The organism is Klebsiella sp. JN_Kp121 (genome assembly GCF_040062145.1).
Lineage (GTDB): Bacteria > Pseudomonadota > Gammaproteobacteria > Enterobacterales > Enterobacteriaceae > Klebsiella > Klebsiella aerogenes.
The window spans coordinates 1-15406 of record NZ_JBEAHX010000012.1 but is presented as its reverse complement, the minus strand read 5'-3'; the positions used below and the strand labels follow the sequence as shown (position 1 = coordinate 15406).

Sequence of the window (15406 nt, the reverse complement as noted above, 5' to 3'; positions counted from 1 at the left end):
TGTTATCGCTATTAACGCAGTCAAAAATGCCGCTAAGGATATTAAGGGTAGTCGAGATAGCTGACGACGCGGGTAAAGTTAGGTATATCCGGAATATTCCATGAGGGCAAACCGCGCTTTCACGAGCCGTGCCGAAAGCTAATTTCTGCTTGCTGCATACGTGACCTGACTTTGGAAGCCCACTCGCAAATTGACCCGCGCGTACAGGAAGTTGTGCCGATTTTTGCATGACCTCGCCGTCAGGTTATATGCTTAACCCTATGGAAAAACTCGCTGAATTAAAACGCGCCAAACTGCTGGCGCTGTCGCTGCTGCTGATTGCGGCGGCGCTGTTTATCACTACGCTGCTGCTACCGCCGAGGCCGTGGGTCAGCGCGCTGAAGGCTATTTCCGAAGCGGCGATGGTCGGAGCGCTGGCCGACTGGTTTGCGGTGGTGGCCCTGTTTCGCCGTATTCCGCTGCCGTTTGTCGCCCGCCATACGGCGATCATCCCGCGCAATAAAGACCGTATCGCCGATAATCTTGGCCATTTCGTACAGGAGAAGTTTCTTGATACTCCCTCATTGGTGGCGCTAATCCGCCGCTACGAACCGGCCCTGATGCTCGGTAACTGGTTTAGCCAGCCCGAAAACGCCCGCCGGGTCGGCCAGCATTTACTACAGGTGATGAGCGGTTTTCTCGAGCTCACCGATGATACCCGTATTCAGCGTCTGCTGCGGCGCGCGGTGCACAAGGCTATCGATAAGGTCGACCTGACGCAAACCAGCGCCATGATGCTGGAGGGACTAACCCGCGACAACCGTCATCAAAAGCTGTTGGATTCACTAATAAGCCAGCTGATCGCCCTGCTACAGCGCGACAGCTCACGTGCCTTTATCGCCCGCGGTATCGTGCACTGGCTGGAGACCGAACACCCGCTGAAGGCCAAACTGTTACCCACCGAGTGGCTTGGCGAGCACAGCGCCGAAATGGTCACCGACGCGGTAAATACGCTGCTCGATGAGGTCACTCAGGACCGCAGCCACCAGATTCGCCAGGCCTTTGACCGCGCGGCGCAGAAGCTTATCGACAATCTGAAATCCGATCCGCAAATGGCGCAAAAAGCCGATAACATCAAAGCGTATCTGAAAAACGATGAGACCTTTAATCGCTATCTCGGCGAGGTGTGGGCGGATCTGCGCGGCTGGGTGAAAAACGATATCAGCAGTGACGATTCGCGCATCAAGCAACGGATCGCCGAGGCCGGTCAGTGGTTCGGCGAAACGCTGGTGCGCGACGACGCGCTGCGTGAATCGCTGAATGAGCATCTGGAGCAGGCGGCGCATCGGGTCGCGCCGGAATTTGCCGCCTTCCTGACTCGCCATATCAGCGATACGGTCAAAAGCTGGGACGCGCGCGATATGTCGCGACAGATCGAGCTCAACATCGGCAAGGATCTGCAGTTTATTCGCATCAACGGCACGCTGGTCGGCGGCACTATCGGCCTCGGCCTGTGGCTGTTATCGCAAATTCCGGCCCTGCTGCATCTGCATATCGGCTGACAATGGTAGCATCATAACCATTCTAACGATGAATACACGACGGCAAGGAGAAGGTTATGTCATGGATTTCGCGATTGAGCGCACGCTACTGCGCATCGCTGTTCTTTCCGATGGCGCTGATCCTGTATGACTTTTCCGCCTACCTGACCACCGATCTCATCCAGCCGGGGATCCTGCACGTAGTGCGGGATTTTAACGCCGATGTGGCGCTGGCTCCGGCCTCGGTGAGCCTGTATATGGCCGGTGGAATGGCGCTACAGTGGCTGCTGGGACCGCTTTCCGATCGTATTGGCCGCCGACCGGTACTGCTGAGCGGCGCGCTGATTTTTACCCTCGCCTGCTTCGCCACCCTGTGGACGACCTCAATGACCCAGTTCCTGATTGCCCGTTTTGTGCAGGGCACCAGCATCTGTTTTATCGCCACCGTCGGTTACGTTACCGTGCAGGAGGCCTATGACGAAAAGCGGTCGATCAAGCTGATGGCGGTGATTACCTCCATCGTGCTGGTGGCGCCGATCGTCGGCCCGCTTTCCGGGGCGGCGCTGATGCACTTTATCCACTGGAAAGCGCTGTTTGGCATTATCGCCGCGATGGGGCTGGTGGCCTGGCTGGGTTTACTGTTTAACATGCCGGAGACGGTGCGTCGCGGCGACGTGCCATTCAGCCCGCTCGGCGTGGTGCGCGATTTTCGCGACGTCTTCCGCAACCGCATCTTTTTACTCGGCGCCGCCACGCTGGCGCTGAGCTATATTCCGCTGATGAGTTGGGTGGCGGTATCGCCGGTGATTTTAATGGACGCCGGCGGGCTCACCACCAGCGAGTTTGCCTGGAGCCAGGTGCCGGTCTTCAGCGCGGTCATTATCGCTAATCTGTCGGTGGCGCGCTGGGTGAAAGACCCGACTCGCCCGCGCTTTGTGTTAAGCGCCGTGCCCATCCAGATGGTTGGTCTGGCGATCCTGATTATCGGTAATTTGACGTGGCCACACGTCTGGCTGTGGTCGGTGCTCGGCACCTGCTTCTACGCCTTCGGCATCGGGCTGATTTTCCCGACGCTGTTCCGCTTTACCCTGTTTTCCAACGATTTGCCGAAAGGTACCGTGTCCGCCTCGCTGAATATCGTGATCCTTAGCGTCAGCGCGTTATCGATTGAAGGCGCGCGCTGGTTGTGGTTCCATGGCGGCAGATTACCGTTCCACCTGCTGGCGGTGGCCGCCGGGATCGTCGCCGCCTGCTGTCTGGCAGGGTTACTCCGTAATTTGCGCCAGCGTTCAGAGGCGGTCATCGAAGCCCGGCAATCCTGAATAACCCACAGAGAATAACCACGCATGAGCGATATTGAACTCAGCCCGGCACAGCGCGATCTGCTGCGCGAGCGGCTAAGCAAGTACTGCGAAGAGACCTTTAACCTGGAGCTGGAACAGTTCGACGCCGAGTTTTTTGTCGACTTTATCGCCAAAGAGCTGGGGCCTTTGTTTTACAACGCCGGTATTGAGGAAGCCATCCGCACCCATCTGGCATGGAGCGAGCGCATTCAGGAAGAGATGGATTTGAAGAAGGTCTATTAACGCCGTCAGGATGGGCGGGAGATCAATAAACACACACAAATAACATGGTTATAATGGCGACTCTTTCATCATCTCCCGTGTACGGGGAAGGAAAATCATGTCGCTTATCACCGAACTACCCACCCTCTTCGATCAATTCTCAGAAGCTCGCCAGAAAGGCTTTCTCAGCGTAATGGAACTCAAAGAGCAGAACGTGCCGCTGGTCGGTACCTACTGCACTTTTATGCCCCAGGAGATAGCCATGGCGGCGGGCGCCGTGGTCGTCTCACTGTGTTCCACTTCTGATGAAACCATTGAAGAGGCGGAGAAAGACCTGCCTCGCAATCTCTGCCCGCTGATTAAAAGCAGCTACGGCTTCGGCAAAACCGATAAATGCCCCTACTTTTATTTCTCCGATCTGGTGGTCGGCGAAACCACCTGCGACGGCAAAAAGAAGATGTACGAGTACATGGCCGAATTCAAGGCGGTACACGTAATGCAACTGCCGAACAGCGCCAGCGACGCCGCCTCCCGCGCGTTGTGGAAAGCAGAGATCAAGCGTCTGCAGCAGGTGATTGAAACCCGGTTCGCCACGCCCATTAGCGAAGCAGCGCTGCGTGAAGCCATCGTACTGAAAAATCGCGAACGCCGGGCGCTGGCCAACTTCTATCGCCTTGGGCAACTCAATCCGCCGGCGCTTAGCGGCAGCGATATTCTAAAGGTGGTTTATGGCGCCACCTTTCGCTTCGACAAAACCGCGTTGATTGACGAACTCAATGCCATGGCGGAAAACATCCGCCGACAATGGCAGGAGGGAAACCGGTTAGCCTCCCGCCCGCGCATTCTGATCACCGGCTGCCCGATCGGCGGCGCGGCGGAAAAAGTCGTCCGCGCTATCGAAGAAAACGGCGGCTGGGTGGTGGGCTACGAGAACTGTACCGGCGCGAAGGCCACCGAGCGCTGCGTGGCGGAAGATGGCGACGTCTACGATGCCTTAACCGATAAATATCTCGCCATCGGCTGCTCCTGTATTTCACCTAACGACCAGCGCCTGCAATTGCTAAGCCAGATGGTTGAGGAATACCAGGCCGACGGCGTGGTCGATGTCATTCTGCAGGCTTGCCATACCTACGCCGTGGAATCGCTGGCGATTAAGCGTCACGTTCGCCAGCGGCACGACATTCCTTATATCGCGATCGAGACCGATTATTCGACGGCGGATCTCGGCCAGCTCAGTACCCGCGTCGCCGCGTTTATCGAAATGCTATAAGGAGCAAGCGTGATCTACTCGGTAGGTATTGATTCCGGCTCCACCGCCACCAAAGGTATCCTGCTGGCAGACGGCGCCATCGTGCGCCGTTTCCTCAGCCCGACGCCCTTTCGCCCCGCCGATGCCATTCACGAGGCCTGGGAGACGCTGCGCGCGGACCTCGCGGCAACGCCTTTTTTAACCCTCACCGGCTATGGTCGCCAGTTGGTCGATTTTGCCGATAAACAGGTCACCGAAATTTCCTGTCACGGGCTCGGCGCGCGCCTGCTGGCGCCGGAAACCCGCACGGTGATTGATATCGGCGGCCAGGACAGCAAAGTCATTCAGTTGGATGCGCAGGGCAACCTCAGTGATTTTCTGATGAATGACAAATGCGCCGCTGGTACCGGGCGCTTTCTGGAAGTGATTTCACGGACCCTCGGCGCCAGCGTCGACCAGTTGGACGCCATTACCGAAGGTGTAGAACCGCACGCCATCACCAGCATGTGTACGGTGTTCGCCGAGTCGGAAGTCATCAGCCTGCGTTCCGCCGGAGTCGCGCCGGAGTCAATTCTGGCCGGGGTGATCAACGCCATGGCGCGGCGCAGCGCGAACTTTATTGGCCGTTTATCGACGCAGGGACCGTTGCTGTTTACCGGCGGCGTCAGCCACTGCGTCTCCTTCGCCCACATGCTGGAGAAGCATGTTGGCATGCCGGTCGCGACCCATCCCGACGCTCAGTTTGCCGGGGCGATCGGCGCGGCGCTGATCGGCCAGCGCCAGCGGAGACGCGAATGAGCAAATATCTATTCTTATTCCATTCAACAGTGGGCGTCGTGCGGATGCGCAAAGCCCTGCAGGCGGCAGCGATGACCTTCGAGGTGAAGGATATTCCCCGCCAGCTGCGCAGCGGCTGCGGGTTGTGCATTTACCTGAGCTGTATGCCGGGCGATGAGCAACGATGGGTTATACCCGGCGAAACGGCAGCTCTGTTTCGCGTCGCCGGAAATGACTATCACCTGTTGGCGAACTATGCGCACCGCGGTAGCCCGGATGAGACGTAAGCCGACATCCGGGACTCTTCCCCGGTAGCGCTTACGCTTACCGGGGCTACCGACCAAATGCCCAACAGCTACCCGGGGGCTGGCAGCTTAGCCTCAGCCCAACAGCTGGCGAACGCAGGATTTGAATACCCGCACGCCATCCGCCAGCGCGGCGCGATCGAAATGCATCTCCGGATGATGCAGGCCCGGCTGCAGGTTGCAGCCCAGCCCCCAGAAGCCGCCTTTCACCGCCGGGCGCAAACGCAGATAGTGAAAAAAGTCTTCGCTACCCGGCGTACTTTTCGCGGCCGTTAAGCCAGCCTCGCCAAAGGTTTCGCGAATCGCCTGGCTCACGATAGCCGTGGCGTCTTCATCGATAATCGCCGCCGGCATCTCTTTGACGATCCGGATATCCGCACTGGCGCCATATGCTGCGGCACTGCTCTCAATCGCTCTCACCACCCGCTCTTTGAGCGTCGCCATGCCGTCATTTTCCTCACAGCGTAGATCCCAACAGACGTGCGCGTTCTCCGGCACAGAGTTGGTGACGCCCGCATCGCAAAGAAAACGCGTCGCTTTCGCGCTCCAGGTGAGTGAAGGCGCCAGATGGATGCCATTCACCGCCTGTACCGCATGCGAAGCGGCATCCAACGCGTTTATGCCCAGATGGGGGCGAGCGGCGTGGGCGGCTTTGCCGTGGAAATCAACCATCACCGTCGCGGAGGCTGAGTAGTACATCGCCGGAACGGCCTTGCCCATCGGACACTCTTCCAGTGGCCGGAGGTGGAAGCCAAATAACATTTCCACGTCATCCAGTACCCCGGCCTCCGTTAACGCCATCGCCCCCGTCCCCAGCTCTTCGGCAGGCTGAAACAACACTTTTAACTTGCCGCGTTTTACCAGCCTCTCGGCGAGGATCTCTTCAGCGGCGGTTAATACCACCGAGGAGTGACCATCATGGCCGCAGGTATGGCGGGCCTCTAAGCGCCCATCGATAATATGGCCCAGCGCATCCATATCTGCCCGCAGCGCCACCACAGGCCCTGGTTCGCCGCTATCGATTTCGGCGACAATCCCGGTGGTCCCGCCAACATGGCGGTGAACTCTGAATCCCTCCGCCTCTAAGGTATCGCCGATGTAAGCCGAAGTTTTGTACTCCTCAAAGCCCAGCTCAGGAATTTGATGCAGATAATTGAAATGTTCTAACGTTCGCGACACGACTGACTCCTTGCCTTTTATTATGCAATCACGCGCATGACCAACATGGCGATGACGGCGTTGATAATGCTCACCGCCATCAGCAGCGGCCAATACTTTTTCGGTACATCCGCCACCCCAAGCAGCCGCCCCATATACTGTAGCTGCGATCCCATCAGAAAGATTGCCGGGATCAGGATGGTGATGTCCACCACGTTGAGGGTGCCTTTACTCAACAGGCTGACAGCAACCCCGGTCCCCGCCGAGGCGGAAAGCCAGGAAGTCAGCAGCACGGTAATCGCTTCGCCCGGCAGGCCAAACAGCCCCATCAGCGGCGCGCACAGCTGGCCGATTAACTGCATCACCCCGAGCAAATTAAGCATTTCGGCAATCACATACGCCATTAATACATTCGGCATCAGGTTGTTGATGGCGATATTAAATCCTTTACGTGCGCCGATAACAAAAATATCAAACGGGTTACTGGCGACTTTTGACGAATTATTCATTATCCAAGTCCCCTTTGTAGGCGGTATTTAAAACCAAACGGGTGATTGCCGCACCAACGAATTTCAGGACAAACATTAAAAGCAGCGGAATAATAATAGGAATGGTTAATGAGGCAAAAAGCGCTGAACCAATTGAGAAATAGTTATTAATCAGACCGGCGCCGGAATATTGCCATGCCCCCATAATCACCACATCTTTACGACTGATTTTTTTACTGTCATACAGTTCTTTGGTCAACGCGGCGCCGGCATCGGTGCTTTGTAGATCGGTAATCAGCGCCAGACCGGTATAACCGGGGATCCCCAGTAACGGACGTAATAGCGGCGTCAACAGTTTATGCGCCGCGCGTATTGCGCCATAGTGGGTAAAAATTTCCAGCAACCCGAGCGCTAACATCACCGTTGGAACCAGCGACAGCGCAAAGAGGAAACCGGCCTTAGCGCTGATGCCGCCGCTACCGATGAAAGTATTGGTTTCCGGGGTCTTCATCGTGCCAAACGCGCCGCCCAGGGTGGTGAAGTCAAAGGCTCCCAGCCATGCCATTCCTTCCACTTTAAAAAGCAGCCCGGAGAAGACTAATAACACCACGACCAGCGAGATCCATGCTCCCGGCCCAACCCGCCACTCAGTTGTTGCGTCGTTGGAGGAACGTTCCAACGTTTTATTTTCACTCATACCCTATCCTCACATCATGAAATATCTGTTTAGTTGTTAGCAATGTGGCAGCTTTTTAATGTATTGCCTTTTTGATTTATAACGTTGATATAAGACACCCTGCAATAAATAAGACACGTCCCTTTTTCCGAAAATTCATCAGAATGCATGCGCCTTACTTATTTATCTTTTTTGTGGCATATCGATATCTTATTTTTGGCAACCACTGCGACTACTGCCTTATTTTCATGATGGTTTACTCCCGTTTTTTCTCCTTTTCTATTTTCTGCACGAATAATGATTATCTATAACTAGCCGGGAAGCCGATATTGTGGGGATCTATTATGACTGAGTTTGCCGCCCGGGAAGCGATAGCCCACGGCATTTTGCGGGCTATCCCTGGCGATCATCCCATTGCCAGCAGGGCCTGACGATGTGACATCATTCACTCACTACAAAGCGAGTCGGCGCGAAGCAGTTCAGTACCCGATGGACCAGAAACACCATGGTCAGCGTCGCCACCAGCGATACCGTGACTGAAGTAATACGGTACAGATCGCTGAACACCAGATCCTGATTCGGATGCAGATTCTGGCCAAACATAATACCGATAGTGGTGATGCTGGCGAATCCCACGCCCGCGCCCACTTTTTCCATCACGTGCAGGCGGGCGCTAAAGGCCAGACCAAGACCAATCAGCGGCATCATCAGGATCATGTGGTTGCTGAAATCATAGATAATCAGCTGCACCACCAGAATGTACAGACAAGCCAGTACCCCCCCCGCCACACGCCAGATCGAGCTGATTACCGCGCCGCGATAATGCATCGGGAACAGGATCAGTACCCCGGCCATCAGCGCCGATAGCGAATCGCTCAGATCGCAGATCTGGAAGATCACAAAGATAATGGTCGCAACCGTGCCGGAAAGCAGCGATTCATGGCGGATCCGCGCGGCGTCTTTCTCTATGCGCGGCGGCGGCTTACGCGGTTCGACATCCGGGATCAGGTAGTGCAGCAGCGCGCTCAGCGCCACCGCCATCACGCAGGCCTCCATATTGGAGAACATCAGCGTGTGCCAGTTGCTGGTGGGATAGCTCATAAAATTGAGCATCGTGCTCTGGCACACCACGCCCATCGACCCCAGCAGGAACAGCGGCCCCTGGCTCATGAAGCGAAAGCGCATCACATACAGACCGAACACAACTAACGTCATGATCACCGGCCACTGCGACAGATAGCCAACGATGAGCACCATTTCGACGCAATTGACCGCCGCGCTGAACACAAACTGCCGGGCGACGTGGCGGTTGAACACCGGCACCAACGACATCAGCATCAGCGGATAAACGACGAAAAACACGCCATACTGCACGTCGTAGAAGGTCGAAATACTCAGCGCGATGGTCCCGGCGACGGCAATGCGTACCGTCTGACGAAAATCATTGGCCGTATAGACGATATTGCCGTGCGGGGTAAAGACGTGCGCCAGGGTGTTAATAGACATAGTGCAACCAGCTCACCAGGTGGATCTGCAGGCCGGCAAAGGTGCGGGCGAAAGGGCCGTCGCTATTGTACAACTGGACGGTGGCGCGGGCGCCGGTCGGCAGCGGCTTATCCAGCGGTTGATCCAGCGCGACGTGAATCCGCATGCGCTGCGCATCGCGCACCCAGCGGGTAGACTGCTCAGGCTGCGACAGTTGGCCATTCACCGCTTCCTGACCGGCAAGAATCCCGGCGTCGCTGCTGGTCACGTGCGCCGGGAACACTTTACCCGGCAGGGCATCGAAAACCACCGCCGCATCGGTATTCACCGCCGTATGGCGCAGGCTTTTTTCACGAAAGTCAGCGACGATATCGGTATTGTTGTTAACCAGCGCCAGCACGGCGGTGGCGGCGGTGGCGTAAATACCCGGATTAAGCTGCAGGTTGCTGACCATACCGTCGGTCTCAGCGCGCACCTGGGTCCAGCCGAGGTTGAGCTGCGCCTCTTCCAGCGCGTTGCGGTATTTCTGCAGCGTCACGTTGCGCTTGTCGTCACGCTCGCCGCGCTGGATCAGCAGGTTCTGAATCTGCGCATTCAGGGCGCTGACCGATTGTTCGCTGGTCTGCCATGTCGTGCGCACCTTATCGAGATCCGATTGCGACACGTTTTGCATGGTGCTCAGGCGCTGGTAGCGGTCGAGAGTGACTTTGTCATTACGCGCGGTGTACTGCGCGGTGCGCAGGTTGGCGCGAGCGGCGGCGATTTGCGCATCCAGCTGCTGGTTACTCAGTTTGGCCTGTTCAAGGGCGATTTGCGCCGCTTCAACTTTATTAATGAATGGCGTGGGATCGAGCTCATACAGCAGGTCGCCTTTTTTCACCTGGCTATTGTTGTGCACGTAGACGTGCGAGACGTAGCCGGAGACCCGCGACGAGACCGGAGTCACCACGCGCATCACGGTGGAGTCCGGGGTCAGTGGGATCCAGATATCGGCAACGATAAACCAGGCGAATATCACCAGGAAAGCGGCAATACTTACCCTTACCCAGCGGGCAAATTTTTGTTCTGGCGTCATCATAGTGTTTTAGATCTTGTTATCTTCTTCGCGGATTGTCCGCAAGTTGCAGGCGATTTGATTTAACGTGGCGCTGAAGGTGTCGAGATCCGCATCGGGGATGGTTTCCGTCACGCGCCGTTGATAAGTCTCAATGACGCGGTTCAGCTTTTCCAGGATGGTACGGCCTTCTGCCGTCAGCGTAAGCAGGCGGATGCGCTTGTCGTATGGCGATGTTGAGCGCAGTAGATACCCCTGCTTTTCCAGCTGCGTGAGGGTGCGCATCAGCGGCGGCAGTTCAATACCCTGCACTTCCGCCAGTTCGCTTACCGAGACGTTGCACCCCAGCTGATGCAGCTGCATCAGCACCGTCCAGCTTGACTGGGTCAGGCCGGTATCGGTAATGGCGCTGTCGATAATCGCGCGCCACTGGCGCACCACCATCGCCATGCGCATCCCCATCGGGCGGCGGGCAAACAGTTCGTCTTCGGTCATGTTACTTTCCTCACTTAGCTGTGGGGAAAATAATACTTATCAGGGTAAGTATCAAGAAACGAAGGATGTAGAAGCATCAATTGATAAATTTTGTGAATGTAATTCCCCGGTAGCGCTGACGCTTACCGGGGCTACAAAACGCACTTTTTAATTAATCTGATCCCGGCGCAACCCGACATCTTTCAGCTGTTCGTCGCTCATTCGCTGCAATATTTTGCGCGTTTGCCCACGAAGCCACCATTTTTTAATCGCTCGCACCAGAAATACCCAGCCGATAAACGGCTGTTTTGCCCGATTCTCGTGAAATTCCATCCTCTACCTCCTCGCCTTGCCAGAGGCTTTATCTTCACGGATCCGGGCCAGAACAATACAGATTCACAAAACACTTTTCTTTAACATACAGATTGGCTAAAACGTACACCATGCCCCATTTTTGACCGCCATCTGTACTGGTTTATCTATCTGTATGGCGATAATTAAGGATACAGCATGACCCGTTATCAACATCTGGCCAGCCTGCTGGCTGAGCGTATCGAACAAGGTCTGTATCGCCACGGCGAAAAGTTGCCGTCGGTGCGCAACCTGAGCCAGGAGCATGGCGTCAGCATCAGTACCGTTCAGCAGGCCTACCAGACGCTGGAACAGCAACAGCTGATCGTGCCGCAGCCGCGCTCCGGCTATTTCGTCGCCCCGCGCAAAGCCCAGGCGCCGGTGCCGCCGATGTCGCGCCCGGTGCAGCGCCCGGTGGAGATCACCCAGTGGGACCAGGTGTTGACCATGCTCGATGCGCGCAACGATAAATCGATCATCACCTTCGGCGGCGGTTCGCCGGACGTCACCCAACCAAGCCTTAAGCCTATCTGGCGCGAACTGAGCCGGGCAATTCAGCACAACCTGAGCGAAGTGCTTAACTACGACGAGCTGGCCGGGCGTCGCGAACTGCGCGAACAGATCGCCCGCCTGATGCTCGACGGCGGGTCAGTCGTCACCGCCGACGATCTGCTGATCACCAGCGGCTGCCACAACGCATTATCGCTGGCGCTGCTGTCGGTGTGTCATCCCGGCGATATTGTCGCTGTCGAATCCCCCTGCTACTACGGCACCATGCAGATACTGCGCGGCCTGGGGCTGAAAGCTATTGAGATCCCAACCGATCCGGAATCAGGGATCAGCATCGAGGCCTTAGAGCTGGCGCTGGATCAGTGGCCAATCAAAGGGGTGATCCTGGTGCCTAACTGCAACAATCCGCTGGGATACATCATGCGTGACGCGCGCAAACGCGCGGTGCTGTCTCTTGCCCAGCGCCACGATATCGTGATTTTCGAGGATGATATTTACGGCGAGCTGGCGACCGAATACCCGCGCCCGCGCACGATTCATTCATGGGATATCGACGGTCGGGTGATACTTTGCAGCTCGTTTACCAAAACTATCGCCCCCGGCCTGCGCATCGGCTGGATTGCCCCCGGCCGCTACTACGATCGCCTGCTACAGATGAAGTACGCCGCCAGCGGCACCAACGTCCCTTCCACCCAACTGGCGGCCTGTAACTTTATTCGCGAAGGCCATTACCACCGCCACGTGCGGCGGATGCGGCAGATCTATCAGCGTAATATGGAGATCTATACCTGCTGGCTGCGGGAGTTTTTCCCCTGCGGCATCTGCGTCACCCGGCCAAAAGGCGGCTTTATGCTGTGGGTCGAGCTACCGGAGCAGGTGGATATGGTCTGCGTCGCCAAGCAGCTGTGTCGGCTGAAGATCCAGGTCGCGCCAGGATCGCTGTTTTCGGCATCCGGGAAGTATCGCAACTGCTTAAGGATCAACTGCGCCCTGCCGCCGATCGAGAAGCATAAAGAGGTGATGGTCAAGCTGGGGGAAGCGGTGAAAGTGGCGATGGAGTGATTTTCCGCTGACGCTGTACTCACCGGAGCGATGGGTTTATCACCCTGCGCCAGTTCGTTGCCAGGCAAGAGATTGCTATCTTCTTCTCTGCTCAGTCGAAGTGCTGGCGAAAATAGTAAGAGTTATTGATAATTACTATGGGTGTATCTCGCGGATCGCCAATTTAATTATACTTGGCATAATATGCTGCAAAATAAGCAGGTGAGCAGTAAAAATCAGGAAATTAGCTATTGTGAATAAGACAATAAACAAAAAAACATCAGATACACCACTTTATTATATTTAAGACACTAAGTATAAAGTTTTGATTTTAAATAATAATCACCGCAAACACTCTTAGGCCACTCATAATTGCCTTCCTGCGATATTCCCGATACATTCACCCTTTCCCCGACGGGAAATACCAAATAAAAAAACACAACAATATTATCGGGATGAATCTAATGAAAATAACCAAAGATCGGGTGGTTTACGCCATGTCGCGCGATAACGTTCCTGTCGCCACCGTCAACAGTGGAAGTGAAGTGTTATTCGAAACCTGCGACTGCTTCTCCGACCAAATTACCTCAGCCGATGCCGTCTTTAATGAACTGGACTGGCAGCGCATTAACCCAGCAACCGGCCCCGTCTTTATTGAAGGCGCAGAGCCGGGCGATTGCTTAAAAGTCAGCATCAAACGCATCACCCTGACGGCTCAACAGGCGGTGATGGTGACCGCGCCGCAGCTCGGCGTCATTGGCGATGAACTGCATGAGCCCACAGTCACCATCGTCCCAATCGTCGAGGATCATGCGGTCCTCCCGGGAAACGTGCGCGTGCCATTGAAGCCGATGATCGGCGTCATTGGCGTTGCTCCAGCAGGAGAACCCATTTCCTGCGGCACGCCGGATAGTCACGGCGGCAATATGGACTGCAAAATGATCGCCGCCGGCAGCACGCTGTGGTTGCCGGTCAACGTGCCTGGCGCGCTATTCGGGCTGGGCGATTTACACGCCGCGATGGGGGATGGCGAAGTGTCTGTCTGCGGTCTGGAAGTGCCGGGCGAAGTCCTCGTTGAGTTAACCGTTGTTAAAAACCGTCAGCTCCCCTTACCGATGCTGGAAAACAACGAAACGATTTTCACCCTCGCCTCCGCCGTTACCCTCGACGATGCGGCAGCCCTTGCGGCACGTAATATGGCCCATTTCATCGCCGACAATACCGCATTAACGCTGGCTGAGGCGATTAACGTACTGAGCATCGCCGGAGACCTACAAATTTGCCAGGTCGTTGATCCGCTGAAAACCTGCCGCTACTCGCTGCCGAAAACGGTCGCCAAACAGCTTTCTCTGTCGATTGATGGGGGCAAGCATGAGCGTTGAACAGTTCGGCTATAAACAGGAGCTCCATCGAGCGCTGACCTTCCGCGATCTGCTGGTTTACGGCATGATTTTTATGGTGCCCATCGCCCCTTTCGGCGTCTTCGGCTACGTCTGGGATGGCGCGCAGGGCATGGTGGCGCTGGCTTATCTGATCGGCATGGTGGCAATGTTTTTCACCGCCATGAGTTACTGGTCGATGTCGCGCGCATTCCCGGTTTCCGGTTCGGTATACGCTTACGCTCAGCGCGGAATACACCCTATCGTCGGCTTTTTTGCCGGCTGGCTGATTTTGCTGGACTACATTCTGGTGCCATCGCTGCTGTATATCGTCAGCGCGGCGGCGCTGGGGCCGATGCTGCCTGGCGTTCCGGGCTGGGTCTGGATTATCGGCTTCATCGCGATTAACAGCCTGATTAACTTACGCGGCATTACCTTTACCGCGCGGGCGAATAATACCATTTTGGTTGCTGAAATCGTGGTGCTCACTATTTTTGTGGTGCTGGGATTGATTGCGCTTTATTCCGGAGCCGGGGCAGGCCACCTGACGCTCGACCCCTTGTATAATGCCGATAAATTCAGCCTGCCGCTGGTGATGGGCGCAGTCTCGATTGCCGTGCTCTCTTTCCTCGGCTTCGATGGTATATCGACGCTGTCGGAAGAAACCAAAGGCGGCGTCGATACCGTCGGCAAGGCCTCGTTAGGCGCCCTGATGCTGGTGGGTACGCTGTTCATTGTCCAGACCTGGATTGCCGCGGACCTGGCGCAGGGTATGAAATTTGGCAGCCTCGATACCGCGTTCTACGACACCGCCAATCTGGCCGGCGGCCAATGGCTGAAATACGTCACCATGTGGTCCACGGTGATTTCCTGGGGGATCGCCAACGCGCTGGTTGCTCAGGCGGCGGTTTCACGCATCCTGTTTGCGATGGCCCGCGATAAGCAGCTCCCGCAGCTGCTGGCGAAGGTGCATCCGCGCCTGAAAACCCCGTATGTCAGTACCTTATTTGTCGCGCTGATTTCACTGGTTTCCGGTCTCTGGTTCTACGGCGATATCGACAACCTCAGTCGGCTGGTGAACTTCGGCGCGCTGATGGGCTTTCTGGTGCTGCACGTGGCGGTGATCAACCACTATCTGATTCGCCAAAAGTCGCGCAATCTGGTGATGCACCTGCTCTTCCCGGTGATTGGGCTGTGCATTATCGGCTTTGTCATTTATGAGATGGATGTTGAAGCCAAAGTGCTCGGCCTGAGCTGGCTGGCCGTCGGCGTGGTGTATTACGCCATTATGCGTCTGGTGCTTAAGCGCAACGTGGAGCTGAATCTGGAAGGGTAAACACCACCGGGGGGGGGGGGGGGGGGGGGGGGGGGGGG

The 15406-nt window shown here is 56.2% G+C and carries 16 protein-coding genes; 9 read left to right on the top strand and 7 right to left on the bottom strand.

Translation table 11 applies throughout. The features are described from left to right. The first annotated feature begins 248 nt into the window (after window positions 1-248). The 6 genes from ABLU86_RS16565 to ABLU86_RS16540 all read left to right on the top strand — a co-directional run bounded on the left by ABLU86_RS16565 (window position 249) and on the right by ABLU86_RS16540 (window position 5398). A complete protein-coding gene (locus ABLU86_RS16565; RefSeq protein WP_162184017.1) occupies window positions 249-1541 on the top strand; it encodes a DUF445 domain-containing protein in 1293 nt (430 codons plus the stop codon). Between the two features lie 56 nt (window positions 1542-1597). Continuing rightward, window positions 1598-2842, top strand: a complete 1245-nt coding sequence (gene mdtM, locus ABLU86_RS16560) for a multidrug efflux MFS transporter MdtM (RefSeq protein ID WP_020079709.1) — start codon at window positions 1598-1600, stop codon at window positions 2840-2842. A gap of 24 nt (window positions 2843-2866) precedes the next feature. Then, window positions 2867-3106, top strand: coding sequence for a DUF2164 domain-containing protein (locus ABLU86_RS16555; protein WP_015704280.1), 240 nt, complete (start codon window positions 2867-2869; stop codon window positions 3104-3106). Window positions 3107-3203: 97 nt separating this feature from the next. Beyond that, window positions 3204-4355 carry a double-cubane-cluster-containing anaerobic reductase gene (locus ABLU86_RS16550; RefSeq protein ID WP_047041205.1) on the top strand — a complete coding sequence of 384 codons (1152 nt, stop codon included), beginning with the start codon at window positions 3204-3206 and terminating at the stop codon, window positions 4353-4355. A gap of 9 nt (window positions 4356-4364) precedes the next feature. After that, window positions 4365-5132: a putative 2-hydroxyacyl-CoA dehydratase activator YjiL gene (gene yjiL, locus ABLU86_RS16545; RefSeq protein ID WP_047041202.1), complete on the top strand. Its 768-nt coding sequence runs from the start codon at window positions 4365-4367 to the stop codon at window positions 5130-5132. Then, window positions 5129-5398 carry a DUF3343 domain-containing protein gene (locus tag ABLU86_RS16540; RefSeq protein WP_042892566.1) on the top strand — a complete coding sequence of 90 codons (270 nt, stop codon included), beginning with the start codon at window positions 5129-5131 and terminating at the stop codon, window positions 5396-5398. Before yjiL ends, ABLU86_RS16540 begins: the two co-directional genes overlap by 4 nt. Window positions 5399-5491: 93 nt before the next feature. Here ABLU86_RS16540 and ABLU86_RS16535 read toward each other — a convergent pair whose 3' ends face one another. The 7 genes from ABLU86_RS16535 to ABLU86_RS16505 form a co-directional block, all read right to left on the bottom strand. Continuing rightward, a complete protein-coding gene (locus tag ABLU86_RS16535) occupies window positions 5492-6595 on the bottom strand; it encodes a M20 peptidase aminoacylase family protein (protein ID WP_042892568.1) in 1104 nt (367 codons plus the stop codon). 20 nt (window positions 6596-6615) lie between these two features. Further along, the gene (locus tag ABLU86_RS16530) at window positions 6616-7083 is read right to left on the bottom strand and encodes a YjiG family protein (RefSeq protein ID WP_042892570.1); all 468 of its coding nucleotides are present in this window, start codon (window positions 7081-7083) and stop codon (window positions 6616-6618) included. Next, the gene (locus tag ABLU86_RS16525) at window positions 7076-7759 is read right to left on the bottom strand and encodes a nucleoside recognition domain-containing protein (RefSeq protein ID WP_348796313.1); all 684 of its coding nucleotides are present in this window, start codon (window positions 7757-7759) and stop codon (window positions 7076-7078) included. Before ABLU86_RS16525 ends, ABLU86_RS16530 begins: the two co-directional genes overlap by 8 nt. A 420-nt stretch (window positions 7760-8179) precedes the next feature. Continuing rightward, window positions 8180-9244: a DUF2955 domain-containing protein gene (locus ABLU86_RS16520; protein ID WP_348796314.1), complete on the bottom strand. Its 1065-nt coding sequence runs from the start codon at window positions 9242-9244 to the stop codon at window positions 8180-8182. Continuing rightward, complete coding sequence (locus tag ABLU86_RS16515; RefSeq protein ID WP_015368453.1) at window positions 9234-10301, bottom strand: HlyD family secretion protein; 1068 nt, start codon at window positions 10299-10301, stop codon at window positions 9234-9236. The genes ABLU86_RS16520 and ABLU86_RS16515 overlap by 11 nt, the downstream gene beginning before the upstream one ends. Window positions 10302-10307: 6 nt before the next feature. Then, entirely contained in the window at window positions 10308-10772 is a 465-nt protein-coding gene (locus ABLU86_RS16510) for a MarR family transcriptional regulator (protein WP_015368454.1), read from the bottom strand. A 147-nt stretch (window positions 10773-10919) separates the two neighbouring features. Beyond that, window positions 10920-11084: a DUF1127 domain-containing protein gene (locus tag ABLU86_RS16505; RefSeq protein WP_015368455.1), complete on the bottom strand. Its 165-nt coding sequence runs from the start codon at window positions 11082-11084 to the stop codon at window positions 10920-10922. Between the two features lie 177 nt (window positions 11085-11261). Between ABLU86_RS16505 and ABLU86_RS16500 the strand changes: the two genes are divergently transcribed. The 3 genes from ABLU86_RS16500 to ABLU86_RS16490 all read left to right on the top strand — a co-directional run bounded on the left by ABLU86_RS16500 (window position 11262) and on the right by ABLU86_RS16490 (window position 15368). Further along, on the top strand, window positions 11262-12674 hold the full coding sequence (locus ABLU86_RS16500; RefSeq protein ID WP_348796315.1) for a PLP-dependent aminotransferase family protein: 1413 nt from the start codon (window positions 11262-11264) through the stop codon (window positions 12672-12674). Between the two features lie 443 nt (window positions 12675-13117). Further along, on the top strand, window positions 13118-14035 hold the full coding sequence (locus ABLU86_RS16495) for an acetamidase/formamidase family protein (protein ID WP_032715938.1): 918 nt from the start codon (window positions 13118-13120) through the stop codon (window positions 14033-14035). Continuing rightward, the gene (locus ABLU86_RS16490) at window positions 14025-15368 is read left to right on the top strand and encodes an APC family permease (RefSeq protein WP_015368458.1); all 1344 of its coding nucleotides are present in this window, start codon (window positions 14025-14027) and stop codon (window positions 15366-15368) included. The genes ABLU86_RS16495 and ABLU86_RS16490 overlap by 11 nt, the downstream gene beginning before the upstream one ends. The last annotated feature ends 38 nt before the right edge of the window (window positions 15369-15406 follow it).

Coding starts and splice junctions, on each gene's coding strand:
- ABLU86_RS16520 (WP_348796314.1), bottom strand. CDS start 9,244: ATGTCTATTAACACCCTGGCGCACGTCTTTACCCCGCACGGCAATATC.
- ABLU86_RS16540 (WP_042892566.1), top strand. CDS start 5,129: ATGAGCAAATATCTATTCTTATTCCATTCAACAGTGGGCGTCGTGCGG.
- mdtM (WP_020079709.1), top strand. CDS start 1,598: ATGTCATGGATTTCGCGATTGAGCGCACGCTACTGCGCATCGCTGTTC.
- ABLU86_RS16510 (WP_015368454.1), bottom strand. CDS start 10,772: ATGACCGAAGACGAACTGTTTGCCCGCCGCCCGATGGGGATGCGCATG.
- ABLU86_RS16505 (WP_015368455.1), bottom strand. CDS start 11,084: ATGGAATTTCACGAGAATCGGGCAAAACAGCCGTTTATCGGCTGGGTA.
- ABLU86_RS16495 (WP_032715938.1), top strand. CDS start 13,118: ATGAAAATAACCAAAGATCGGGTGGTTTACGCCATGTCGCGCGATAAC.
- ABLU86_RS16550 (WP_047041205.1), top strand. CDS start 3,204: ATGTCGCTTATCACCGAACTACCCACCCTCTTCGATCAATTCTCAGAA.
- ABLU86_RS16490 (WP_015368458.1), top strand. CDS start 14,025: ATGAGCGTTGAACAGTTCGGCTATAAACAGGAGCTCCATCGAGCGCTG.
- ABLU86_RS16555 (WP_015704280.1), top strand. CDS start 2,867: ATGAGCGATATTGAACTCAGCCCGGCACAGCGCGATCTGCTGCGCGAG.
- ABLU86_RS16500 (WP_348796315.1), top strand. CDS start 11,262: ATGACCCGTTATCAACATCTGGCCAGCCTGCTGGCTGAGCGTATCGAA.
- ABLU86_RS16525 (WP_348796313.1), bottom strand. CDS start 7,759: ATGAGTGAAAATAAAACGTTGGAACGTTCCTCCAACGACGCAACAACT.
- ABLU86_RS16530 (WP_042892570.1), bottom strand. CDS start 7,083: ATGAATAATTCGTCAAAAGTCGCCAGTAACCCGTTTGATATTTTTGTT.
- ABLU86_RS16515 (WP_015368453.1), bottom strand. CDS start 10,301: ATGATGACGCCAGAACAAAAATTTGCCCGCTGGGTAAGGGTAAGTATT.
- ABLU86_RS16565 (WP_162184017.1), top strand. CDS start 249: ATGCTTAACCCTATGGAAAAACTCGCTGAATTAAAACGCGCCAAACTG.